Source organism: Spirosoma fluminis (assembly GCF_054778895.1).
Genome location: NZ_BAAGZD010000004.1, coordinates 433208 through 451705, shown reverse-complemented (window position 1 = coordinate 451705; position 18498 = coordinate 433208). Strand labels below are relative to the sequence as shown.

Below are 18498 nucleotides of genomic sequence, written 5' to 3'. Positions count from 1 at the left end.
TAGATACCTTAAAGTTTTGCTTTCGTACGCTGAACTGCAACAAAATGAGTATGAGTTGTTACGTACTCAATCCGAATGACGCACAAACCGCAATCAGTCGCAGAGGATTAACAAGCCGATCATTATTCAATGAGGGTAGCCATTACGTTTGGAGCTTGCTTAAAACGCAACAGGAGATGGCGTGAGCCATCTCCTGTTGCATTGCAATTGAATATCTTGGGTACGTAACGTGCTGTACAGCGCTCGTTATTCCCATTCAATCGTGGCTGGCGGTTTAGAGGAAATATCGTACACCACGCGGTTCACGCCTTTAACCCGGTTAATGATCTCATTCGATATATTGGCCAGGAACTCGTAGGGCAAATGCGCCCAGTCGGCGGTCATACCGTCGACGCTGGTTACGGCCCGCAAGGCAACGACTCGCTCGTACGTCCGTTCGTCGCCCATAACCCCTACGGACTGCACCGGCAGCAGCATCGCCCCGGCCTGCCAGACTTTATCGTATAGCCCATCGCGCTTGAGACCATCAATGAATAAGGCATCTACCTGCTGGAGAATTTCGACTTTTTCGGGAGTTACATCGCCTAAGATACGAATGGCTAAGCCAGGACCGGGGAACGGATGGCGACCCAGAATAGCCTCGGGTAAACCCAGCGTTCGGCCCACCGAACGTACCTCATCTTTAAACAACGTATTCAGCGGTTCAACGACCTTGAGCTTCATAAAGTCAGGCAGACCGCCTACGTTATGGTGCGACTTGATGGTAGCCGAAGGTCCTTTAACCGATACGGACTCAATGACATCCGGATAAATGGTACCCTGCCCGAGCCAGGATACGCCCTCGATCAGGTGGGCTTCGTGGTCGAAAACATCGATAAAGGTTTTGCCGATGGCTTTCCGTTTCGCTTCCGGATCAGACAGTCCGGCCAAGGCGGTATAGAACTGCTCTTTCGCATCAACGCCTTTTACGTTCAGGCCCAATGTCTTGTACGACTCCAGTACGCCCGAGAACTCATCTTTACGTAATACGCCGTTGTCGACAAAAATGCAGTACAGATTTTTGCCGATGGCCTGGTGAATGAGCATGGCTGCTACCGAGGAGTCGACCCCGCCCGATAAGCCAAGCACGACTTTGTCGTCGCCTAATTTTTCTTTGAGCTGCGCAACCGTGGTATCGACGAAGGATTCGGCGGTCCAGTTTTGGGAACAGCCGCAGATGTCAACGACGAAGTTATGCAGCAGCATTTTACCCTGTAGCGAGTGAGTTACTTCGGGGTGGAACTGAATGCCGTAGGTCGGTTCGCCATCAACGGCAAAAGCCGCTACGTGGACTGTATCGGTTGAGGCAATGACCTTAAACTGTTCCGGTACGCTTGTGATGGTGTCCGCGTGCGACATCCACACCTGCGAATGCGGGTCTATGCCTTTCAGCAGCGGATTTTCGGCGTTAACTGTGCCGAGTTTGGCACGTCCGTACTCGCGGATCGACGAAGGGGCCACTTCGCCCCCACTCGTATGCGCCAGCAGCTGGGCTCCGTAGCAAACGCCCAGCAGCGGCATTTTATGACGGAAAGCGGCTAAATGAACCAGCGGAGCATCAGCGTCACGGACGGACGACGGGCTGCCGGATAAGATGATGCCCTTTACGTTAGCACTAATCTCGGGAATGTGATTGTACGGATGGATTTCGCAGTAAACGTTCAGTTCGCGTACCCGGCGGGCAATGAGTTGGGTGTACTGCGAACCAAAATCCAGAATCAGAATCTGTTCGGTGGCCATGAATAGGTCTCTAAAATGCAAAGTTAGGGCATTTTTCGATACACTCTTCACCCAATAGCCCAACGGGCAAGCTCAATGCTCAACGAGCAGCCTGCATTGCACCCCTCCATTGCGGTACTGTAACGACAGCACATACGAGCCAACCGGCAACCCGGACACCGAGAACGTCAGCGTCGATGAGCCAACCGGGGGCCGGTCGGTACGCCGTAAAACCAACGCGCCGGTTTCGTCGGTCAGGGTCAGCAGAACCGAGTCGCCGTTCCAGTCGATAGGCAAACGTACCCGAACCTGATCGCGGGCCGGATTCGGATATACCAGGGCTGCCGGGTTGCTGGCGGGCTCATCGCTGAGCGGTTCCAGGGCGGGCGTACTCAGTACCAGTTGCAGCGAGGCCGTCACGACGGGAGAATACGGAGCCTCCGCCCGGCTGCCGGTCGACCGGATCCGGTATTTATACACTTTCCCAATTCGGAGTGAATCGTTCCCGTTGGTCAATCGCTGATCATCGTACGACGTAGCAGAACCCGGCACCCGCGCCAGTTGCCGAAAGGCATCGGCCGTATCCGCCCGTTCAATCAGCCACTGCTCCACCCCTTCGGACTTCTCGTTCCAGATCAGCTTGATCGCGCTAGTATCGACTGGCGTAGCGCGCAAATCGGCCGCTACGGGCAGCGGAGCCGCAATGGGCACCTGGTAGAACGTCAGCGCCCGCATCCCCCGGCGGTTCTTGATCAAAGGGCCGACGTAGTACCCAATCTCCCGATCCTGGTAATATGATGGCATGTACGTCAGCGTTTTGGCTGTAATGGATTTTGTCAGTTTCAGAATCAGTCGATTGCCCTGCTCGGTAACTGATTTGATCAGGCTGCTTTCGCCGTAAGGGTAATCAGTATACACGAAATTGGACAGGCTTTGGGAGAAGCGGGTCCCGTTCGCCGGGTTCAGAATAACCGTATCGGCGGGCCAGCGCATCACCTGACCCGGTTCAAACTCCAGCACGATCTCGTTCTGCTCGGGGGTGCTGTAAAAAATCCGCTGAACATTCGGCGAGCTGATGTTGCTTGTGTCCGCCGTTACGTAGAAGTCACGGGCGATCAGGCGATACAGTTCCAGACCAAACTGCCGATACCCGATCTCATTGTAATGAATACCCTGATAACCGGGCAGGCCGACCGTCGCAATGGGTTCGTTATTGGGAAACAAGCTTTTCGACCGGCGCTGAAAATCCCGTAATGCGCCCGCGCCGATCTTGTTCTCTACCAGTAAATTAAGCTGCGCGTGGTACACTTTGGCCAGACCGGGGTAATCCTGCTTCCAGTACCCATACAGCCGCGGAAACGTCTGCTCATACGCCTGGGGTTCGTTGGCGGCTTCGGCTTCGCCCTGCCGCCAGATCATGGCTTTAGCCCGGTCGGCAACGCCCGCCTTGCGGGCCCGGTACAGCAGCCGCCCATACAGGTTATTGATGGTTGCTGGTTGATCGGGGTCGCGGGCCGCGTGGTTGAAGATAGATGTTGACCCGGCGGCTCCGTTGATCACGGCGGTTGGAATGCCGTGGTGGGTTGTAATCAGGCGCTGCAGCTCTACGCCCCATAAACTATTCGCTCCTTCCGACGTATTGGTCAGGCACCAGGCCGTATCGGCGGGATTATACACCACCTCGCCGTTGTTGACGCCGAAGGTGCGGCAAAACTCATTGCGATACGCGTTGGCATCAAACCGCCCCACTGCGTTCGACTGGCCCATAATCAGGAACACATCGCCACAGACAATACTGTCGCGAAACGCTATTTGCAGGGAGTCCGTCGCGCGGTGCGCAAAGAGCCGAAAACTATACTCACTTAATTCCGAGTTGATAACGGGGTTTAGCGCAAACCGCCCGGTCAGCGAGTCGACCTTGACCCGTTCGTAGCGATAGGGCTGCTGACTCCGGAGAACGACCAGCGAAACCGCCTTTACTTCCTGAGTAGGTGCCCGCCCGGCAATGCCAATACTGCATTGATTGGCCTGATCACGCGGATATAACTGAAGCCGCGCGGGCCACTGATCGAGCAGCACGGTGCCCTGCCCTCTGCCAACCAGAGGTCCAACTAAAGTTAACAAGAGGGCTAGTTGTAAAAATCTCACAAATCTGCGGTATAAAAGAAGTACAAACATAATTAGTTATAACTACGTCTATACAAAGACATTGACTCGTTCACTACAAAGTTGGTAACGTATCTGCCAATTGGTCAAGGGTATAACAAATATTTCGCCCGAGTTTCCTTATACGCCGTTAAAGCCGCAGTCCAGCCTTTCCGGATTTCAACTTCCGACACGCCCGCTCGTAACTGCAGGCGCAGCTGGTCGCTTCCGTAGAGCTTGTCGATGAAGTTGGTACCCAGAATAAACTTGTCTTTACTGGAAGCTTTGTTGTAAAAATCGATCAGGTACTTCAACGTAAAACCCTGGTTACGTGCGTCGATGCGCGAGAGGTCCAGCCCGTAACAAAGTTTACCTTCATTCGGCGGGTTTACCGCACCGGGTTTGTCGACTGGCGTAAATTGATACGAACCGTTCTTCGGGTTGGGCGATCCAATCACCTGAAACTGTTTGTCGGTACCCCGCCCGACACTGACTTCCGTTCCTTCGAACAGACACAGGGATGGATACAATAAGACTGACTGGCGATTCGGCAGGTTCGGCGAGGGCGCAACCGGTAAGTCGTAAGCCGTCTGGTGGGTGTAACTTTTAAGCGGCACCACCGTCAGATTAACCGTTTTGCCTCCGCCTAACCAGCCTTCGCCGTTGATCATGCGCGCTAGCTCACCCACCGTCAGCCCATGAACGACGGGAATGGGGTGCATCCCGACGAATGACTTGAATTTCATATCGAGCACGGGGCCGTCGACGTAATGTCCGTTCGGGTTGGGCCGGTCGAGTACAATCAGAGGTTTGCCGGTTTCGGCGCAGGCCTCCATAACGTAGTGCAACGTACTGATGTAGGTATAGAACCGAACGCCAACATCCTGGATGTCAAACATTACTACGTCCAGAGAGTCGAGCTGGGCGGGGGTAGGCTTGTAATTTTTGCCGTACAGCGAGATGATGTTGATTCCCGTTTTGGCATCGCGGCTACTGGCTACTTTTTCGCCCGCGCTGGCCTGCCCACGGAAACCGTGTTCGGGAGCGAATATGGTTTTGATTTTTACGCCGGATGCGGCCAGGCTATCGACGAGGTGCGTCGACGTACCACCCGTCTTTGTGATGATCGAGGCCTGATTCACCACCATACCCACGCGTTTGCCTTGCAGCGTCGGCAGGTATAAAGCGGTTTGGGCAGCACCCGTCTGAATCGGTGTCTGCGCTTGCGAAACGACGATTTGGCTCATCAGGAGCAGACCGAGTATGACTGTCTTCATAGACGATTGAAAGGGAATAGATGAGGTTATTTAATCAGGTAGTGTAATAATAAACGAGGTTTCTCCGGAATTAGATGTATCGAGCGCCAGTGTACCCTGGTGCCCTTTTGTGACAATATCGTAACTCAGCGATAATCCTAATCCGGTACCCTGTCCCGTAGGTTTGGTGGTAAAGAACGGCTGAAATATTTTTTCTTTCACCGGATCGGGTACACCTGAACCATTGTCGCTTACCATAATCCTGACCCCACCGGCCATTCGGTGCGTACGCACCGTAACCGTAGGTACGTGGGCTGCCCCGTCCTTAATCGACCGCTCCTGAACGGCATAGAACGCATTGTTGAACAGGTTCAGAAAGACCCTGCCCAGATCCTGCGGGGCTACGTTTAGTTTACCCGCGCCGGCATCGAAGTTAGTAACCAGATGGGCGTTAAAATTCTCGTCTTTAGCCCGGATGCCGTGATAAGCCAGCCGTAAATACTCATCGACCAGCGCATTGATATCCGTACGCTCCCGCTGACCACTGCTCAGGCGGGCATGATCGAGCATACCCCGCACAATGCCCGCAGCCCGGTTTCCGTGCTGACTGATTTTCTGAAGATTCTGCTCCAGATCACCTAACAGTTCGGCCTCCAGCCCTTCATCCCGGTTCACTCCTCTATCGCGCTCTTCGTTCAGTTCGGTGACGAGCTCTACCGAAACGTCGGCGAAATTATTGACGAAGTTGAGCGGGTTCTGGATTTCGTGGGCTATGCCAGCGGTTAGCTCCCCCAGGCTAGCCATTTTTTCGCGCTGAATCAGTTGCTGCTGCGTATCGCGCAGATCAGCTAGCGACTGCGTCAGGGCCGACGTGCGTTCGGCCACCTGCCGCTCCAGAGTTTCGTTCTGTTCTTTTAAGATTAGTTCTTTTTCTGTCGACAACTGTTCCACCTGTTTCAGCCGTTCTTCCAGGTTACGGTTCGTCTGCGCGTAGTCGCGAGCCAGGATAACAGCAAAGCTGAGCGGTAGTAGTAAAAAAAAGACTAGATTCGTCACATTACCTAAATATCGGCTGTAAGCAGGATAGTAGTAACTAACCCAGATACTGGCAAGGCTTCCAATTAACAGGACTGCGACCATTGCCAGTAAGCTGAACAGAACAAATCGGGCGTTCGGGTGTCGTCGGCGCAGGGCAATCACACTGATTCGGATGCAATCGAAAAACAGCAGGACTGTAAACGCCGTAATGAACAGGCTTGTAGCGGAATAAGCGGGAACGAAATGCGCTATTATTTTGGGGGCAATCAGGCCGACGACTATGATCCGGAATAACCACGAGAACGGTTGCTGAAGAAACGTGTAATACGCGGTCAGCAGGAAAATCATAAAAGCCATAACGACTGTTCCCTGCGCCAAAAACACCCATTCAAAAACCAACGAATTCGTTACCGTTAAAAATGATTGTGCCAGGACGAAGCTTCCGCAACAGAACAAGGCCATCAGCCCAAAAAACAGATTGACACGTTGTTTCCGGTATAAATAATACAGAAAGTGAATAATGCTTAACATCAGGAATATACCCGCTACCATATAGTTATGGCTGGTACTCGTATATACCCCATTGGCCACCTGCCCAACCAGTCCTTTTGTGGCGACGAGCGTAATACTGAACACAGGCATCAGGGTATGCCAGAATTTAGGCACGTACCAGGGAAGGTGATGCTGCGACAATCGGACCGCTACCAGGTGAGGTCCGGGCGATAGATAAGGTAATGAATAACGCTCCCATGTGGCAGGCGTAAACGGTTCCTCCTGCTGGTCACTTAACCCGACTTTACCCAATTGCTGCACTAAAATACCATCTATATAGAGTTCAGAGGCTCCCATCTGACGAATCTGGGCCGCCAACGGCTCCCTCGCTACTGTCGAATCCAGCGCAAACCTCAACCGAAACCAACCTATTTCTGCTTTCTGAAACTGAGGCAGATCTTTACTGTTTCGACTCGGCCGAATCGTATCCCAACGGCTGTCGTCGAACCCAGGACTCGCCCAGGCCCTGTTATCGCCAGGATGCCAGCGCCAGCCCGATTTAAGCGGAATACCGTCAGCGGGCAAGCTGTCAATATTAACTACCCCCTGAGAGCGAGCCGATCTGAACAGACCGAATAACCCCAACAGAAGAACAAGCCGAACAAAAAGCGTCATGAACGAATTGATTGAACAGCTAAAAATAAGTAGCGAGGGGTTCACTTCATAGCGAACCGTTACGTCTTACCCTTGTCGGTCAGCCAGGAGAAAGCTCATAGCTGCGTTATATAAGGGCTAAGGAGAAACCAGCATTGACAAAAACCGTAGTTTTGTCGTTACTAAGCTAGCCGACCTGGCGAACAATACCCGGTACAGTAAACTCCACTATTTTGAACGTTCCCGTTTTTTTGGCCCGCAAGGTACGACACGCACCGGAGGGTAGTTTTTCGGCTACGGTTACCCGCGTGGGTATCGTTAGCATTGCCCTGGGGTTAGCGATCCTGCTGGTGTCGTTTGCCGTTTTGTTTGGCTTTAAGCGCACCATTCAGCAAAAGATTTTTCTGTTCGGCGCGCACGTTCAGGTAGCGAAGTTCTCCAACAACTACTCCTACGAAGAATCGGCGCTGCCACTGAATACCGCCTTATACCGGGAAGGAAACCGAATTCCGGGCGTGCAGCACATACAGGCGGTGGCTTTGAAAGCAGGTATCCTCAAAACCGATGATGAGCTAACGGGCGTAGTGCTGAAAGGCGTTGGCAAGGACTACAACTGGGCATTACTGCGGGAGTCGCTGGTAGCCGGTACAGTACCGGTTGTCGGGGCCGATACGGGTAACGGATCTACTCAACTGCTGATCAGTCAGACTATGGCGAATCAGCTCAAGGTAAACGTAGGTCAGAACCTACCGCTTTATTTTCTGGGCAGTCCGCCCCGGGCGCGCAAAATGACGGTAGTAGGCATTTACGAAACGGGGCTGGAAGAGGTCGACAAAACCCTGGCTATCGGCGATATTCGGTTGATTCAGCGACTCAACCGGTGGGGGCCCGATTCGGTGGGCAGCTACGAGATTTTCGTCAACGATTTCGACCAGCTGGAACCGGCCATTGCCAACATTTTTGACCGGATAACTCCATCGATGCGGATAACGCGGGTAACCGATCAGTACCGGCCTTTATTCGACTGGATGGTATTGCTTGATCGAAACATGGTCATTCTCCTGACGCTCATTACGTTCGTGGCTTCCTTCAATATGGTGTCGGTGCTGCTCGTGCTGATGATGGAACGCACGCCTATGATCGGTTTGCTCAAAGCCCTCGGCGGAGCCAATCCGCTGATCCGGCGCATGTTTCTGTACGTGGGTCTTAACATGGTTGGCTGGGGGCTGCTGCTTGGCAACCTAGTTGGACTCGGCCTGTGTTTCATTCAGGACCGGTTTAAGCTGATTCCGCTCGATCCGAAGAATTATTTTATGAACTACGTACCCATCACCTGGGACTGGCCGACGATTCTGGCGATGAATGGCGCGGCCGTTTTGCTCATTGCGCTGGTCCTCTGGGTTCCGACGTTTATCATTAACCGCATCCAGCCCGTTAAAGCCCTGGCGTTTAAAAAGTAAACCGGGATTGATCTGATTTGAATTGATTTAACTGAGTGGTTTATTCCGTCAATAGAGGCCAGATGGCCTTCACTCTCAGCTCAATCAGTTTAAATCAGTTCAATCCCGGTTCTTACTGCACTGGCGTTACGGTATAGCCTTTCTTACGTAGCAGGTTCACTACGCCCTTCTCGTTGACCAGGTGACCAGCGCCAAAGGCGAAGAATGTCGGTTTTTCTTTGGCCGCTTTCTCGATAATCGGAATCCAGTTGGTGTTCCGTTCGTTCAGCAGGCTTTCTTCAACCTGCGTAAAATCCCCTCCACTGAACTGGCTGGTTTTCATCATGCTCATCAGTTTAGCCATGTCTTTCGCTTTGTAAGCAGCCAGCAAATCGGCAAACTCTTTCTGGGCCTCTTCGGGCTTGCGCGCCATATCGACCAGGCCTTTGAGCTGCTCCTCCAGGGGTATCTTGTCCAGCGCGGCCAGTTGAGCCTCAATCGTCTCCAGACCAAGCACCTCTTTCTTGTCTTTGGCGGCCATCTCGGCAAACTTCATGTCGTAGGACGCGGGCTGGCAGGGCAGTACGGTCATGTACATCATCGACAGCAGCCCGATTGGTTTCAACATGCCTACCTGCGCTAACCCTACGTTCATTTTCTGTTTCAGGTACGTATCCAGCAATGTATACTCATCGGGTTTCAGCAGGTCTTTCACCGTTTTTCCGTTCGGCATAAGCATGGCCTTCTGCATACTCATCATCATGGATGGGTCATCTAAATCCAGTTCGAGATACACCTGCTGCGCATCAGTCATGGCTTGCTGGGTCGCATCGGTGATGTTCAGATCGGTTGGGCAAACCAGATGGAACGTACCGTACAGATACGAAGGTCTGGACAGACCGGGGCCGGTAACTTTATAGAGTAAGGCATTATCCTGCGCCTGAACAGGGGGGCTGGTTGCGCCCATCCACAGCAGGCCGGTCAGGTATAATCCGGTGGCAACGAGTTTTTTCATAGAGGTAAAGTACGCAAAACGGATTAGCCAACCAAAGCAGTGAACGAATCATTTGGGTCGGCCACCCTACAGACAGGCAGTACAAAAGCAAGTTCCAATGAGATGAAACGCATTCCGCTTTGCTTCGTAACTTTGAGAAAAACATATAACGAACCGTAAGGCGTACCAGAGATGGCTGACGTACCAGCTTGACGTTCCGTCTTTCTTTTTCGTATACTTCATCAATATGATTGCTCAACCCGCTAAATCCGAATCACCAGCAACGCCGGGCTGGACGCATAAAATCAGACTTGTTACGGCCGCTTCACTCTTCGACGGACATGATGCCGCCATCAACCTCATGCGTCGCCTGATGCAGGCATCGGGGGCCGAGGTCATTCATCTGGGCCACAACCGGTCGGTCGCCGAAATCGTCGACTGTGCCATTCAGGAAGACGTGCAGGGCATTGCCGTTACCAGCTATCAGGGCGGCCACCTGGAGTTTTTCAAGTATATGTACGATCTGCTCAACGAACGCGGAGCCGGACACATCAAAATTTTCGGGGGCGGGGGCGGCACCATCCTGCCTTCTGAGATTAAGGAGCTGCACGCCTACGGCATTACGCGTATCTACAGCCCCGACGACGGCCGGGCAATGGGCTTGCAGGGCATGATCAACGATTTGCTCCGGCAATGCGATTTTGAACTGCCAGCTTCGGAGCTACCGGCAGAGCCGTCGCTGCGCGACGATCCTAACCGCATCGCCCGGCTGATTACCACCGCCGAGAATGCCCCCGATCAGTACCGGCAAATGGCTCGTTCGCTCGCTCATTCGTCGGCACTTACAAGCCCGGTACTGGGCATCACCGGAACGGGTGGGGCGGGTAAATCGTCGCTGGTTGATGAGCTGGTGTTACGTTTTCTGCGAACTTTTCCGGATAAAACGCTGGCGATCATCTCCGTGGATCCGTCCAAACGCAAGACCGGTGGCGCTCTGCTCGGCGACCGGATTCGGATGAATGCCATTACTCCCCCGACTGGTGCGCCGGTGCGAGTTTACATGCGGTCGCTGGCCACACGGCAGTCGAACCTGGCCCTCAGCCGCCACGTACAGGATGCCATCGACGTTTGTAAAGCCGCCCACTTCGATCTGATCATTGTGGAAACATCGGGTATCGGTCAGTCAGACACCGAGATTACCGAACACGCTGACAAGACGCTCTACGTAATGACGGCGGAATACGGCGCGGCTACCCAGCTCGAAAAAATCGACATGCTGGACTTTGCCGACGTAATCGCCATTAATAAGTTCGATAAACGCGGTTCGCTCGATGCCCTGCGCGATGTCCGCAAGCAATACCGCCGAAACCACAACCTGTGGGATAATGCGGACGAAGACCTGCCCATTATCGGAACCATTGCGGCCCAGTTCAACGATGCGGGCATGAACACGTTGTTCAGCTTGTTGATGTCGAACCTGGAAATTTCGCTTCCCGACGAAGTGAATCCGGCACCCGAAACCAAAAATCAGCCTACCGCCATTATCCCGGCCGATCGGGTTCGTTACCTGGCTGAGATTGTGGAGGAAAGCCGACGCTACGATGAGTTCGTGACCGAGCAAACGACCCTGGCCCGGCAGCTGTATCAGATTGACGGTACGGTAAAAGTCGTCGCGGAAGGGTCTTTGAAAGAAGAGCTGCAGAAGATTTATGCGACGCTTGAAAGCCGTCTCCACGCCGAATGCCGCAGTCTGTTACAGCAGTGGCCCCAGATGCAGCAACGCTATACGGCTGAGTTTTACGAGTTCAGCGTCCGCGACAAAATCATCCGGCAGCCGCTTTACTCCGAAACGCTCTCTCACCTGAAAATCCCGAAAGTCAGCCTGCCAAAATACCACGACTGGGGCGATATTTTACGCTGGCTGTTGACGGAGAACGTACCGGGTGAGTTCCCCTATGCGGCCGGTGTGTTTCCGCTTAAGCGCGAAGGCGAAGACCCCACCCGGATGTTTGCCGGCGAAGGCGGCCCCGAACGAACGAACCGCCGATTTCATTACGTATCGAAAGGCCTGCCCGCCAAACGGCTTTCCACGGCTTTCGACTCCGTTACGCTCTACGGCGAAGATCCGGCCATGCGCCCCGATATTTTTGGCAAGATCGGCAACTCCGGTGTCAGCGTCTGCACGCTCGACGATGCCAAAAAGCTATACTCCGGCTTCGACCTCTGCGATCCCGCTACGTCCGTGTCGATGACCATTAACGGCCCTGCCCCCATGCTGCTGGGCTTTTTCCTGAATGCGGCCATCGATCAGCAGTGCGAAAAGTGGTTAAAAAAGAGAAGGGAGGAAGAGGGCGAGGGGGAAGGAAGGAACCAAGGGGGGGCAAACTCATTACCTCTTTCCTTCCCCTCGTCCCCTTCCTCCCTTTATTCCGGCCCTTTGCCCGAGGGAAATGATGGGTTGGGGCTGATGCTGCTGGGAACAACCGGCGACAAGGTGCTCCCGCGCGAGGTTTACGAGCAGATCAAAGCCGACACGCTTCGCAAAGTGCGCGGTACGGTGCAGGCCGATATTCTGAAGGAAGACCAGGCGCAGAACACCTGCATTTTCTCGACTGAATTTGCCCTGAAGATGATGGGCGATATTCAGCAGTATTTTACCGACAATCGGGTGCAGAATTTTTATTCGGTCTCGATCTCTGGTTACCACATTGCCGAAGCCGGTGCGAATCCCATATCACAGCTCGCCTTTACGTTGTCGAACGGCTTTACATTCGTAGAATACCATTTGAGCCGCGGAATGCGCGTTGACGACTTCGCGCCGAACCTGTCGTTCTTTTTCTCGAACGGCATGGACCCCGAATATACGGTGCTGGGCCGGGTAGCCCGGCGTATCTGGGCGAAGGCCATGAAACACAAGTACAAAGCCAACGACCGGTCGCAGAAACTGAAGTACCACATTCAAACCTCGGGCCGGAGTCTGCACGCGCAGGAAATTGGCTTCAACGACATCCGCACGACCTTACAGGCGCTGCTGGCGATCTACGACAACTGCAACTCGCTGCATACCAACGCGTATGACGAAGCCATCACCACGCCTACGGAAGAGTCGGTACGGCGCGCAATGGCCATTCAGTTGATCATTAACCGCGAATTTGGCCTGACTAAAAACGAAAATCCGTTGCAGGGCGCGTTTGTGGTCGAAGAACTGACCGATTTAGTTGAAGAAGCCGTTTATCAGGAGTTTCTGGCCATTAACGAACGCGGTGGGGTGCTGGGCGCGATGGAACGGATGTATCAGCGCAGCAAGATTCAGGAAGAGTCGATGTATTACGAAACCCTGAAGCACAACGGCCAGCTTCCCATTATCGGCGTCAATACGTTCCTAGACCCCAACGGTTCACCGACGCTGGTCCCCGCCGAAGTCATCCGGTCAACAGATGAGGAAAAACGGTATCAGGTCGAGTCGTGCCGCCTGTATCAGGAGCGGAACCAGGCCGAAGCGGACAAAGCGTTGTCGGATTTGCAGGCTACGGCTCTGGCCAATGGCAACCTCTTCGAAAGCCTGATGGAAGCGACTAAAGTCTGTTCGCTGGGTCAGCTATCCAATGCTTTGTACGCAGTAGGCGGCCAGTATCGGCGCAATATGTAAACTGCAACATTAGTCTTCAGGCTTTACATCGCTACTTATTTTTGTAGCGATGTAAAGCCTGAAGACGCCGACGTAACGTCGTTATTTCACCGCAATTACCTCGATTTCAATAAGAATATCCTCGCGGGCAATCATCGACACACTCTTCATGTCGACAATCTTTGGCTTTTGGGTAAAGTAAGTTGCCGCCACCGCGTTTAACGCCTGTACCGCGCCGGGATCTACTTTATCGGATGCCCCCTTGACGGAATACGTCACCTGGTTTACGTTGCTGAGTGTCATATTCACCGTTTTGAGCGAGGCTATTATGTTGTCGAAAACCTGCCTCGTCTGCTGGCTCAGGTCTCCCGAACCGACTAGCTCGCCTTTTGAGTTCAGGGGCCGATCTCCACAAACGTATATTTTCTGGCCGGGCGTTGCGGCCTGTACTTCATAAAGATACCCGCTGGGCAGCTGGGGCGTCTCGTTGGGTTGGGCCTGACTACACCCAATCAGGGCCAGACCAATCAGAACACTTAGAAGAAGCTTATTCATGATAAAAATGCTTTGTTGATCAACGGTTGAGATCTATTGATTGCTTCTACAAATTGACGGTGCCTTTCTGGAAAAGCGCGCCAGTCCGCCATCTACTGAATTGCCCGCAGGGTTACGCTGGCCTGATCATCCTCTCCATTGTCGTATCCATTGCCTGGAACGGAATCCGGATCGGCCTGGTCGACGCTCATAATCTGAACCTGATTCGTAAACAAACCGCTGGTCGTTACGTTGGCGGTGAACGTCAGGCGAACCGACTCCCCCGCCGGTATCTGCCCGATTGTGCCATTCACCACCGTCCCGTTTCCCTGCATACCCGACGCTGAACCAACAAAAGCTAAACCCGCTGGCAAGACGTTTTGCACGCCAACAGCCGTAGCCGTAAGCCCGCCCTGATTCCTGACGGTCAGGATAATGTCCACCTGCTGATTGACACGTAGCACCTGGCGACTTAACTGAACCTGTACGCTAAGATCGGCTTTCGATGGATCAGCAACTGGCTGGTTCGGCAGAACGGGTGGTAAAGGTCGCTGGTCAGGATTCGGCGATTCGTACAAAGCGGAACTGGTAGCCGTTGTTCGTACGTCCGCCAGCGCTTCATCATCTTCCCCGTTGGCCGTACCATTGTTTGGGATAGCATTCAGGTCGGTATTAGTCGAAGCGATTAGTTCAGCGGAGGTGCGATACGTACCGGCCGCGCTCAGCCGAGTGACGTAGTCGACATTGACCACCGACCCGGCCGGTATACCCGGTACGGTGGCCCGAACAACACCATCTTCTACCGTTGCAGCGTTGCTGGTGGAAACAACATTCATATTGGGCGGCAGGCGACTTTGCACCGTTACGGCCCCGGCATCGCAGTCGCTTTTGTTCTGTAACAGGAGCCGAAACCGTACCGTATCATATACCATAACAATACGTCTGGTCGTCTCAAGGCTCAGGCCCAGATCGACCGGTGCCCACGTAACGGTTTGCGAGACAACGCCCGACAAACAGCCATAGACCGGGTTTTTCGCCTGCACCGTGTAAACACCCGGCTCCGTGACCACAATAGAGGACGAGCTAAGGCCGGTGCTCCAGGTATTTAAGCCGGTATAGGATGAGGTTAACTTTAAACCTGAACGTCGGCAGATGGCCCAGGTGCCGTTGTCGCTGGACAGTACGGGCGAAGCAGGGGTAACCGTTGTCGGCACAACGACCGCGGGCGGAAAGAATATTCGGTTCAGACTGTCTTTAACGCGGGCCGAATAGGTACCAGCGCCAACTGTCAGGCGCTGAACCGTACTGCCGGTGCTCCAGCGGTATTGATAATTGGAAGGCTGACTCAGCGTGAGCTGATTCGAGTCAGCGCATTGTATCGCTACGAGTGGCTGACTTTCCGCCGGATACGGATTGCTGGAAGCATAGACCGAATGAATGGCCGCGGCCCATAAATCACCCGCCTTAACCTGGCCAGTCGGCGAGAAGTGAATCCCATCCGGCCGGTCGGCCTGGGCGTTTATATTGTCGAGGTCGGGGCCCTGAAAGGCGTTATACCCCGCCCGATTGATGATCTGGTACTGCGCCGACCGCACATTCTCAAACCGTCCGCTCACGAAAGACGAGTAGGCAACGACAACGCCAAGATTCGGCTTGTTAAATTCCGTTCGCAGTTTATCAATGACCCCGGCGTAGTACTTGTAAGTCGAATCCGCCGGGTTACTCCGGTCGTTTTCGCCGTGCTGAACCAGTACCGCCCGTATGCCCGTCGATGGTACGTAGAGGTTCATCAGATTGCGCAGATTTGCGTAAGGCATCCGCAGATCATACCGAATAAAAAAGTGCTCGAACGGAATGTCATACGCGGCCCAGTACGTCTGCTGCATGTTGCTCCCACCAAACCCGGCGTTGTAAATCAACACGGGCACATTGATCCGCTTCACCAGTTCGTCGCCCATGCGACCCCACAGCCAGGCTTCCTGAGCAAACGGAGCGCTGCCGCTGCGCGTAAGCAACTGACTAAACGCTAATCCGGGCAGGTAACGCGTATCGGCGGTGGTCAGGTACTGCTGAAACTGGCTGGTATTCTGATCGAGGGCAACGACCGTTACCCGATCGTCACTAGCCCCGTCGATGGTTGGACATTTATCAACGCCACTGATGATACAACTCGATCCCTGCGCATTCGAATGGCCCATGACGGCAAACACCTCGCCGACCCCAACGCGATCGACCGAATCAATTCCAACCAGATTGCCTCCGCTCCAGCCCCGCACCTGAAGCGTGTACCAGCCGCCCGTTACGTTAATACGTCCGCTAAACTGGCCGTTCGTCGGGTTCGTCTGTATAGTTGTCCAGGCGGTAGTGGTTCCCTGCCCGGCCTTTCGGGCTACAGCCCGCGCTTCAACCACGTCCACAAATTGATGGTAACTACCCGCAATCTGTACTGAAGCCTGGTTATCGGCGTTACGTTGCAGAACCATCCGGCTAACCGGGTGGGTAATTTTAAGCTGAGCCGATGCCGGGAAAGACCCGCCGATCAGCCATACGTGTACTAGATTAATCGCAACCAGTAGGATACGTTTATAAAGAATCACTGTAGTGTAGCGCTTATATTTTTTTTACATAAAAAGCCACAATAATGATGCTAAACAGCAGATTCTGTTATATATTTTAATAAATTACACACATCTTTAAGCAGATGGTAACATATTGAGTAACCATGAAGTAGACAGCGATTCGTCTGAAGTATGACGTAGCCACGTACCCTGAACCGGATAACAATCTGCATGAGAGCTTATATCAACTGTCATTATTGATTCCAACGTAACCCAGCCGTATTGAAGCGCAGTCCGGCCTGGTTCTGACCCGTAAACTGAAGTTGAACGCTCATTGTCCGGGCTGTTTTTAGCTGCTTGATTAACTGCTGTTCCAGATCGAAAAAGACAATATTGGCCCGACCATTGGCCGCGGCCGACAAGGTATACGTAACGGTTGGCTGGGCGTCAAACCGAATACGGGCCTTGCCGCTTTGGAAACTTCGGGTAAACATTCCCTTGGCCACTTCCAGATACACATACGTATCACCGCCCTTAGTACGGATGGTTAACGTAACGGGCGTTCCGCCGGTATAGGGGTACGCCAGCTGAAATTCGTTAGTTGATGTCAGCGTTGCTTTGTGAACGACACCGCCTTTAGCCTCAACACGTTTTTCGTAGCGCCATCCACTCGCCTGAGCGATTTCAGCAGATACGGGTACGTTACGATTTCCCGGTCGGGGGCTGCTGAATCCACCTAGCAGGCTGACGAGAATACCGCCTGTAACGACGTGGCCAATTCGCAAGCGAGAGACAAGGGGGAGACTAGTTCTGATCGAATGCATAAACAAGATTACAGACTAATCACGAATCAGCCAGCAGGCTGTGACGTTAGATCTAGCGTAAGGTCCTTCGGGGGTTATTTAATTGTGAACTCAACCCGCCGGTTCTTCGCCCGTTCCGTTTCACGGGCGTTGTCGGCGATGGGCCGACTCCCGCCATAACCGACGCTGCTGATTCTTGAATCGGCAACGCCTTTCCGGATCAGGTAGTGCGCTACGACTTTAGCCCTGTTTTCAGATAATGCCTGATTCAAACGCGCATCACCGATCGCGTCGGTATGCCCGGCGACAACGAGTTGCCAGGCTGGATGAGCCGTCAAGGCCGCAGCCAGCTTATCGAGGTCAAGAGCGGCTTCGGTTAACAGTACGTAGCTGCTCTGCTCAAACTGAACACGCGGCAAACTAAACGTTGTTCCCCGCTCAATAGACAACGCCGGATCAGTGGCGGACTGACTGGTTGAACCAGGGGCTGCCGCCGAGTTGGTGGTTACCGGAGTAGGCCGGGTTACGAGCGGTTTCTTTGGAACGGGTCTGACCGGAGTGGCTTTTGCAATTGCAGCTGGCTTAGGGGTTGCTGGTTTAGCTGGAATAGTAACCAGAGCAACAGGCGGCTCCTTCTGAAAATAAAAATTAGCCGGTATAATGTCGCCCACGGGTCTCTTCGTATACCGGTCCGGGGCTGGTGCTTTCGCGTCAGGCCGCTCCCAGTAAAGCTGCAACTCACCGCCCAGCATATCATTGAAGTAATCGACCCGGAACGAATAATAGCGGCCCGCCTGCAGCTTGATCGTACCCATATAGTTTTCAGAGTCGTTTAGCTGCCACGACTCGATCACCAGTTGATTATCGACCCATAACCGGATTCCATCATCTACATTTGCGTAAAATCGGTATACGCCCGTTACGGGTGCGAATAATTTGCCGGTCCAGCGAATGGAATAATACGAATGGGGTATTCCCCGGGCGGGGCTACCTTCACTCCAGTTGAAATTGAGCTGACGGTCGATGCGGCTACCGACCTTACGGGCAAAGTTTACCCCTATGAAATACTCACCTTTCAACCCCGTCTGAGCGGTTACCGGGGTGCCGAGTAAGCACCCAACCAAGAACATAACGCCTATCAGCCGTTTCATCCATGTGCCTTTGTAACAAAGATGAGCATTTCAGAAACGGCTTTCGTA

General features: G+C 53.4%; 11 protein-coding genes. 2 read left to right on the top strand and 9 right to left on the bottom strand.

Annotation, left to right across the window (positions count from 1 at the left end; genetic code table 11):
* Positions 1-246 precede the first annotated feature (246 nt).
* The 4 genes from guaA to ACYVBJ_RS07345 form a co-directional block, all read right to left on the bottom strand.
* Positions 247-1779, bottom strand: coding sequence for a glutamine-hydrolyzing GMP synthase (gene guaA, locus ACYVBJ_RS07360; protein WP_460981650.1), 1533 nt, complete (start codon positions 1777-1779; stop codon positions 247-249).
* A 72-nt stretch (positions 1780-1851) separates the two neighbouring features.
* Positions 1852-3882, bottom strand: a complete 2031-nt coding sequence (locus tag ACYVBJ_RS07355; protein ID WP_460981649.1) for a sialate O-acetylesterase — start codon at positions 3880-3882, stop codon at positions 1852-1854.
* Positions 3883-4010: 128 nt separating this feature from the next.
* Entirely contained in the window at positions 4011-5180 is a 1170-nt protein-coding gene (locus tag ACYVBJ_RS07350) for an exo-beta-N-acetylmuramidase NamZ family protein (protein ID WP_460981648.1), read from the bottom strand.
* Between the two features lie 30 nt (positions 5181-5210).
* Positions 5211-7364, bottom strand: coding sequence for an ATP-binding protein (locus tag ACYVBJ_RS07345; RefSeq protein WP_460981647.1), 2154 nt, complete (start codon positions 7362-7364; stop codon positions 5211-5213).
* 212 nt (positions 7365-7576) lie between these two features.
* Between ACYVBJ_RS07345 and ACYVBJ_RS07340 the strand changes: the two genes are divergently transcribed.
* Positions 7577-8803, top strand: a complete 1227-nt coding sequence (locus tag ACYVBJ_RS07340) for an ABC transporter permease (protein WP_460981646.1) — start codon at positions 7577-7579, stop codon at positions 8801-8803.
* Positions 8804-8915: 112 nt separating this feature from the next.
* On the opposite strand, the gene ACYVBJ_RS07335 is transcribed toward ACYVBJ_RS07340, so the two are convergent.
* Positions 8916-9797 (bottom strand): TraB/GumN family protein, encoded by an 882-nt coding sequence (locus tag ACYVBJ_RS07335; RefSeq protein WP_460981645.1) that lies wholly within the window; start codon positions 9795-9797, stop codon positions 8916-8918.
* 226 nt (positions 9798-10023) lie between these two features.
* On the opposite strand from ACYVBJ_RS07335, the gene ACYVBJ_RS07330 reads away from it, so the two are divergent.
* Positions 10024-13425 (top strand): methylmalonyl-CoA mutase family protein, encoded by a 3402-nt coding sequence (locus ACYVBJ_RS07330; RefSeq protein WP_460981644.1) that lies wholly within the window; start codon positions 10024-10026, stop codon positions 13423-13425.
* An 81-nt stretch (positions 13426-13506) separates the two neighbouring features.
* Here the strand turns inward: ACYVBJ_RS07330 and ACYVBJ_RS07325 are convergent, their stop codons facing one another.
* The 4 genes from ACYVBJ_RS07325 to ACYVBJ_RS07310 all read right to left on the bottom strand — a co-directional run bounded on the left by ACYVBJ_RS07325 (position 13507) and on the right by ACYVBJ_RS07310 (position 18450).
* Positions 13507-13959 (bottom strand): RidA family protein, encoded by a 453-nt coding sequence (locus tag ACYVBJ_RS07325; protein ID WP_460981643.1) that lies wholly within the window; start codon positions 13957-13959, stop codon positions 13507-13509.
* 92 nt (positions 13960-14051) lie between these two features.
* The gene (locus ACYVBJ_RS07320) at positions 14052-16535 is read right to left on the bottom strand and encodes a hypothetical protein (protein WP_460981642.1); all 2484 of its coding nucleotides are present in this window, start codon (positions 16533-16535) and stop codon (positions 14052-14054) included.
* A gap of 215 nt (positions 16536-16750) precedes the next feature.
* Positions 16751-17320 carry a hypothetical protein gene (locus ACYVBJ_RS07315; protein ID WP_460981641.1) on the bottom strand — a complete coding sequence of 190 codons (570 nt, stop codon included), beginning with the start codon at positions 17318-17320 and terminating at the stop codon, positions 16751-16753.
* 74 nt (positions 17321-17394) lie between these two features.
* A complete protein-coding gene (locus ACYVBJ_RS07310; RefSeq protein ID WP_460981640.1) occupies positions 17395-18450 on the bottom strand; it encodes an OmpA family protein in 1056 nt (351 codons plus the stop codon).
* Positions 18451-18498 lie beyond the last annotated feature (48 nt).

What these genes read in the sequence shown, in the direction of transcription:
- guaA (WP_460981650.1), bottom strand. Translation starts at nt 1,779, where the DNA reads ATGGCCACCGAACAGATTCTGATTCTGGATTTTGGTTCGCAGTACACC.
- ACYVBJ_RS07350 (WP_460981648.1), bottom strand. Translation starts at nt 5,180, where the DNA reads ATGAAGACAGTCATACTCGGTCTGCTCCTGATGAGCCAAATCGTCGTT.
- ACYVBJ_RS07345 (WP_460981647.1), bottom strand. Translation starts at nt 7,364, where the DNA reads ATGACGCTTTTTGTTCGGCTTGTTCTTCTGTTGGGGTTATTCGGTCTG.
- ACYVBJ_RS07335 (WP_460981645.1), bottom strand. Translation starts at nt 9,797, where the DNA reads ATGAAAAAACTCGTTGCCACCGGATTATACCTGACCGGCCTGCTGTGG.
- ACYVBJ_RS07330 (WP_460981644.1), top strand. Translation starts at nt 10,024, where the DNA reads ATGATTGCTCAACCCGCTAAATCCGAATCACCAGCAACGCCGGGCTGG.
- ACYVBJ_RS07325 (WP_460981643.1), bottom strand. Translation starts at nt 13,959, where the DNA reads ATGAATAAGCTTCTTCTAAGTGTTCTGATTGGTCTGGCCCTGATTGGG.
- ACYVBJ_RS07315 (WP_460981641.1), bottom strand. Translation starts at nt 17,320, where the DNA reads ATGCATTCGATCAGAACTAGTCTCCCCCTTGTCTCTCGCTTGCGAATT.
- ACYVBJ_RS07310 (WP_460981640.1), bottom strand. Translation starts at nt 18,450, where the DNA reads ATGAAACGGCTGATAGGCGTTATGTTCTTGGTTGGGTGCTTACTCGGC.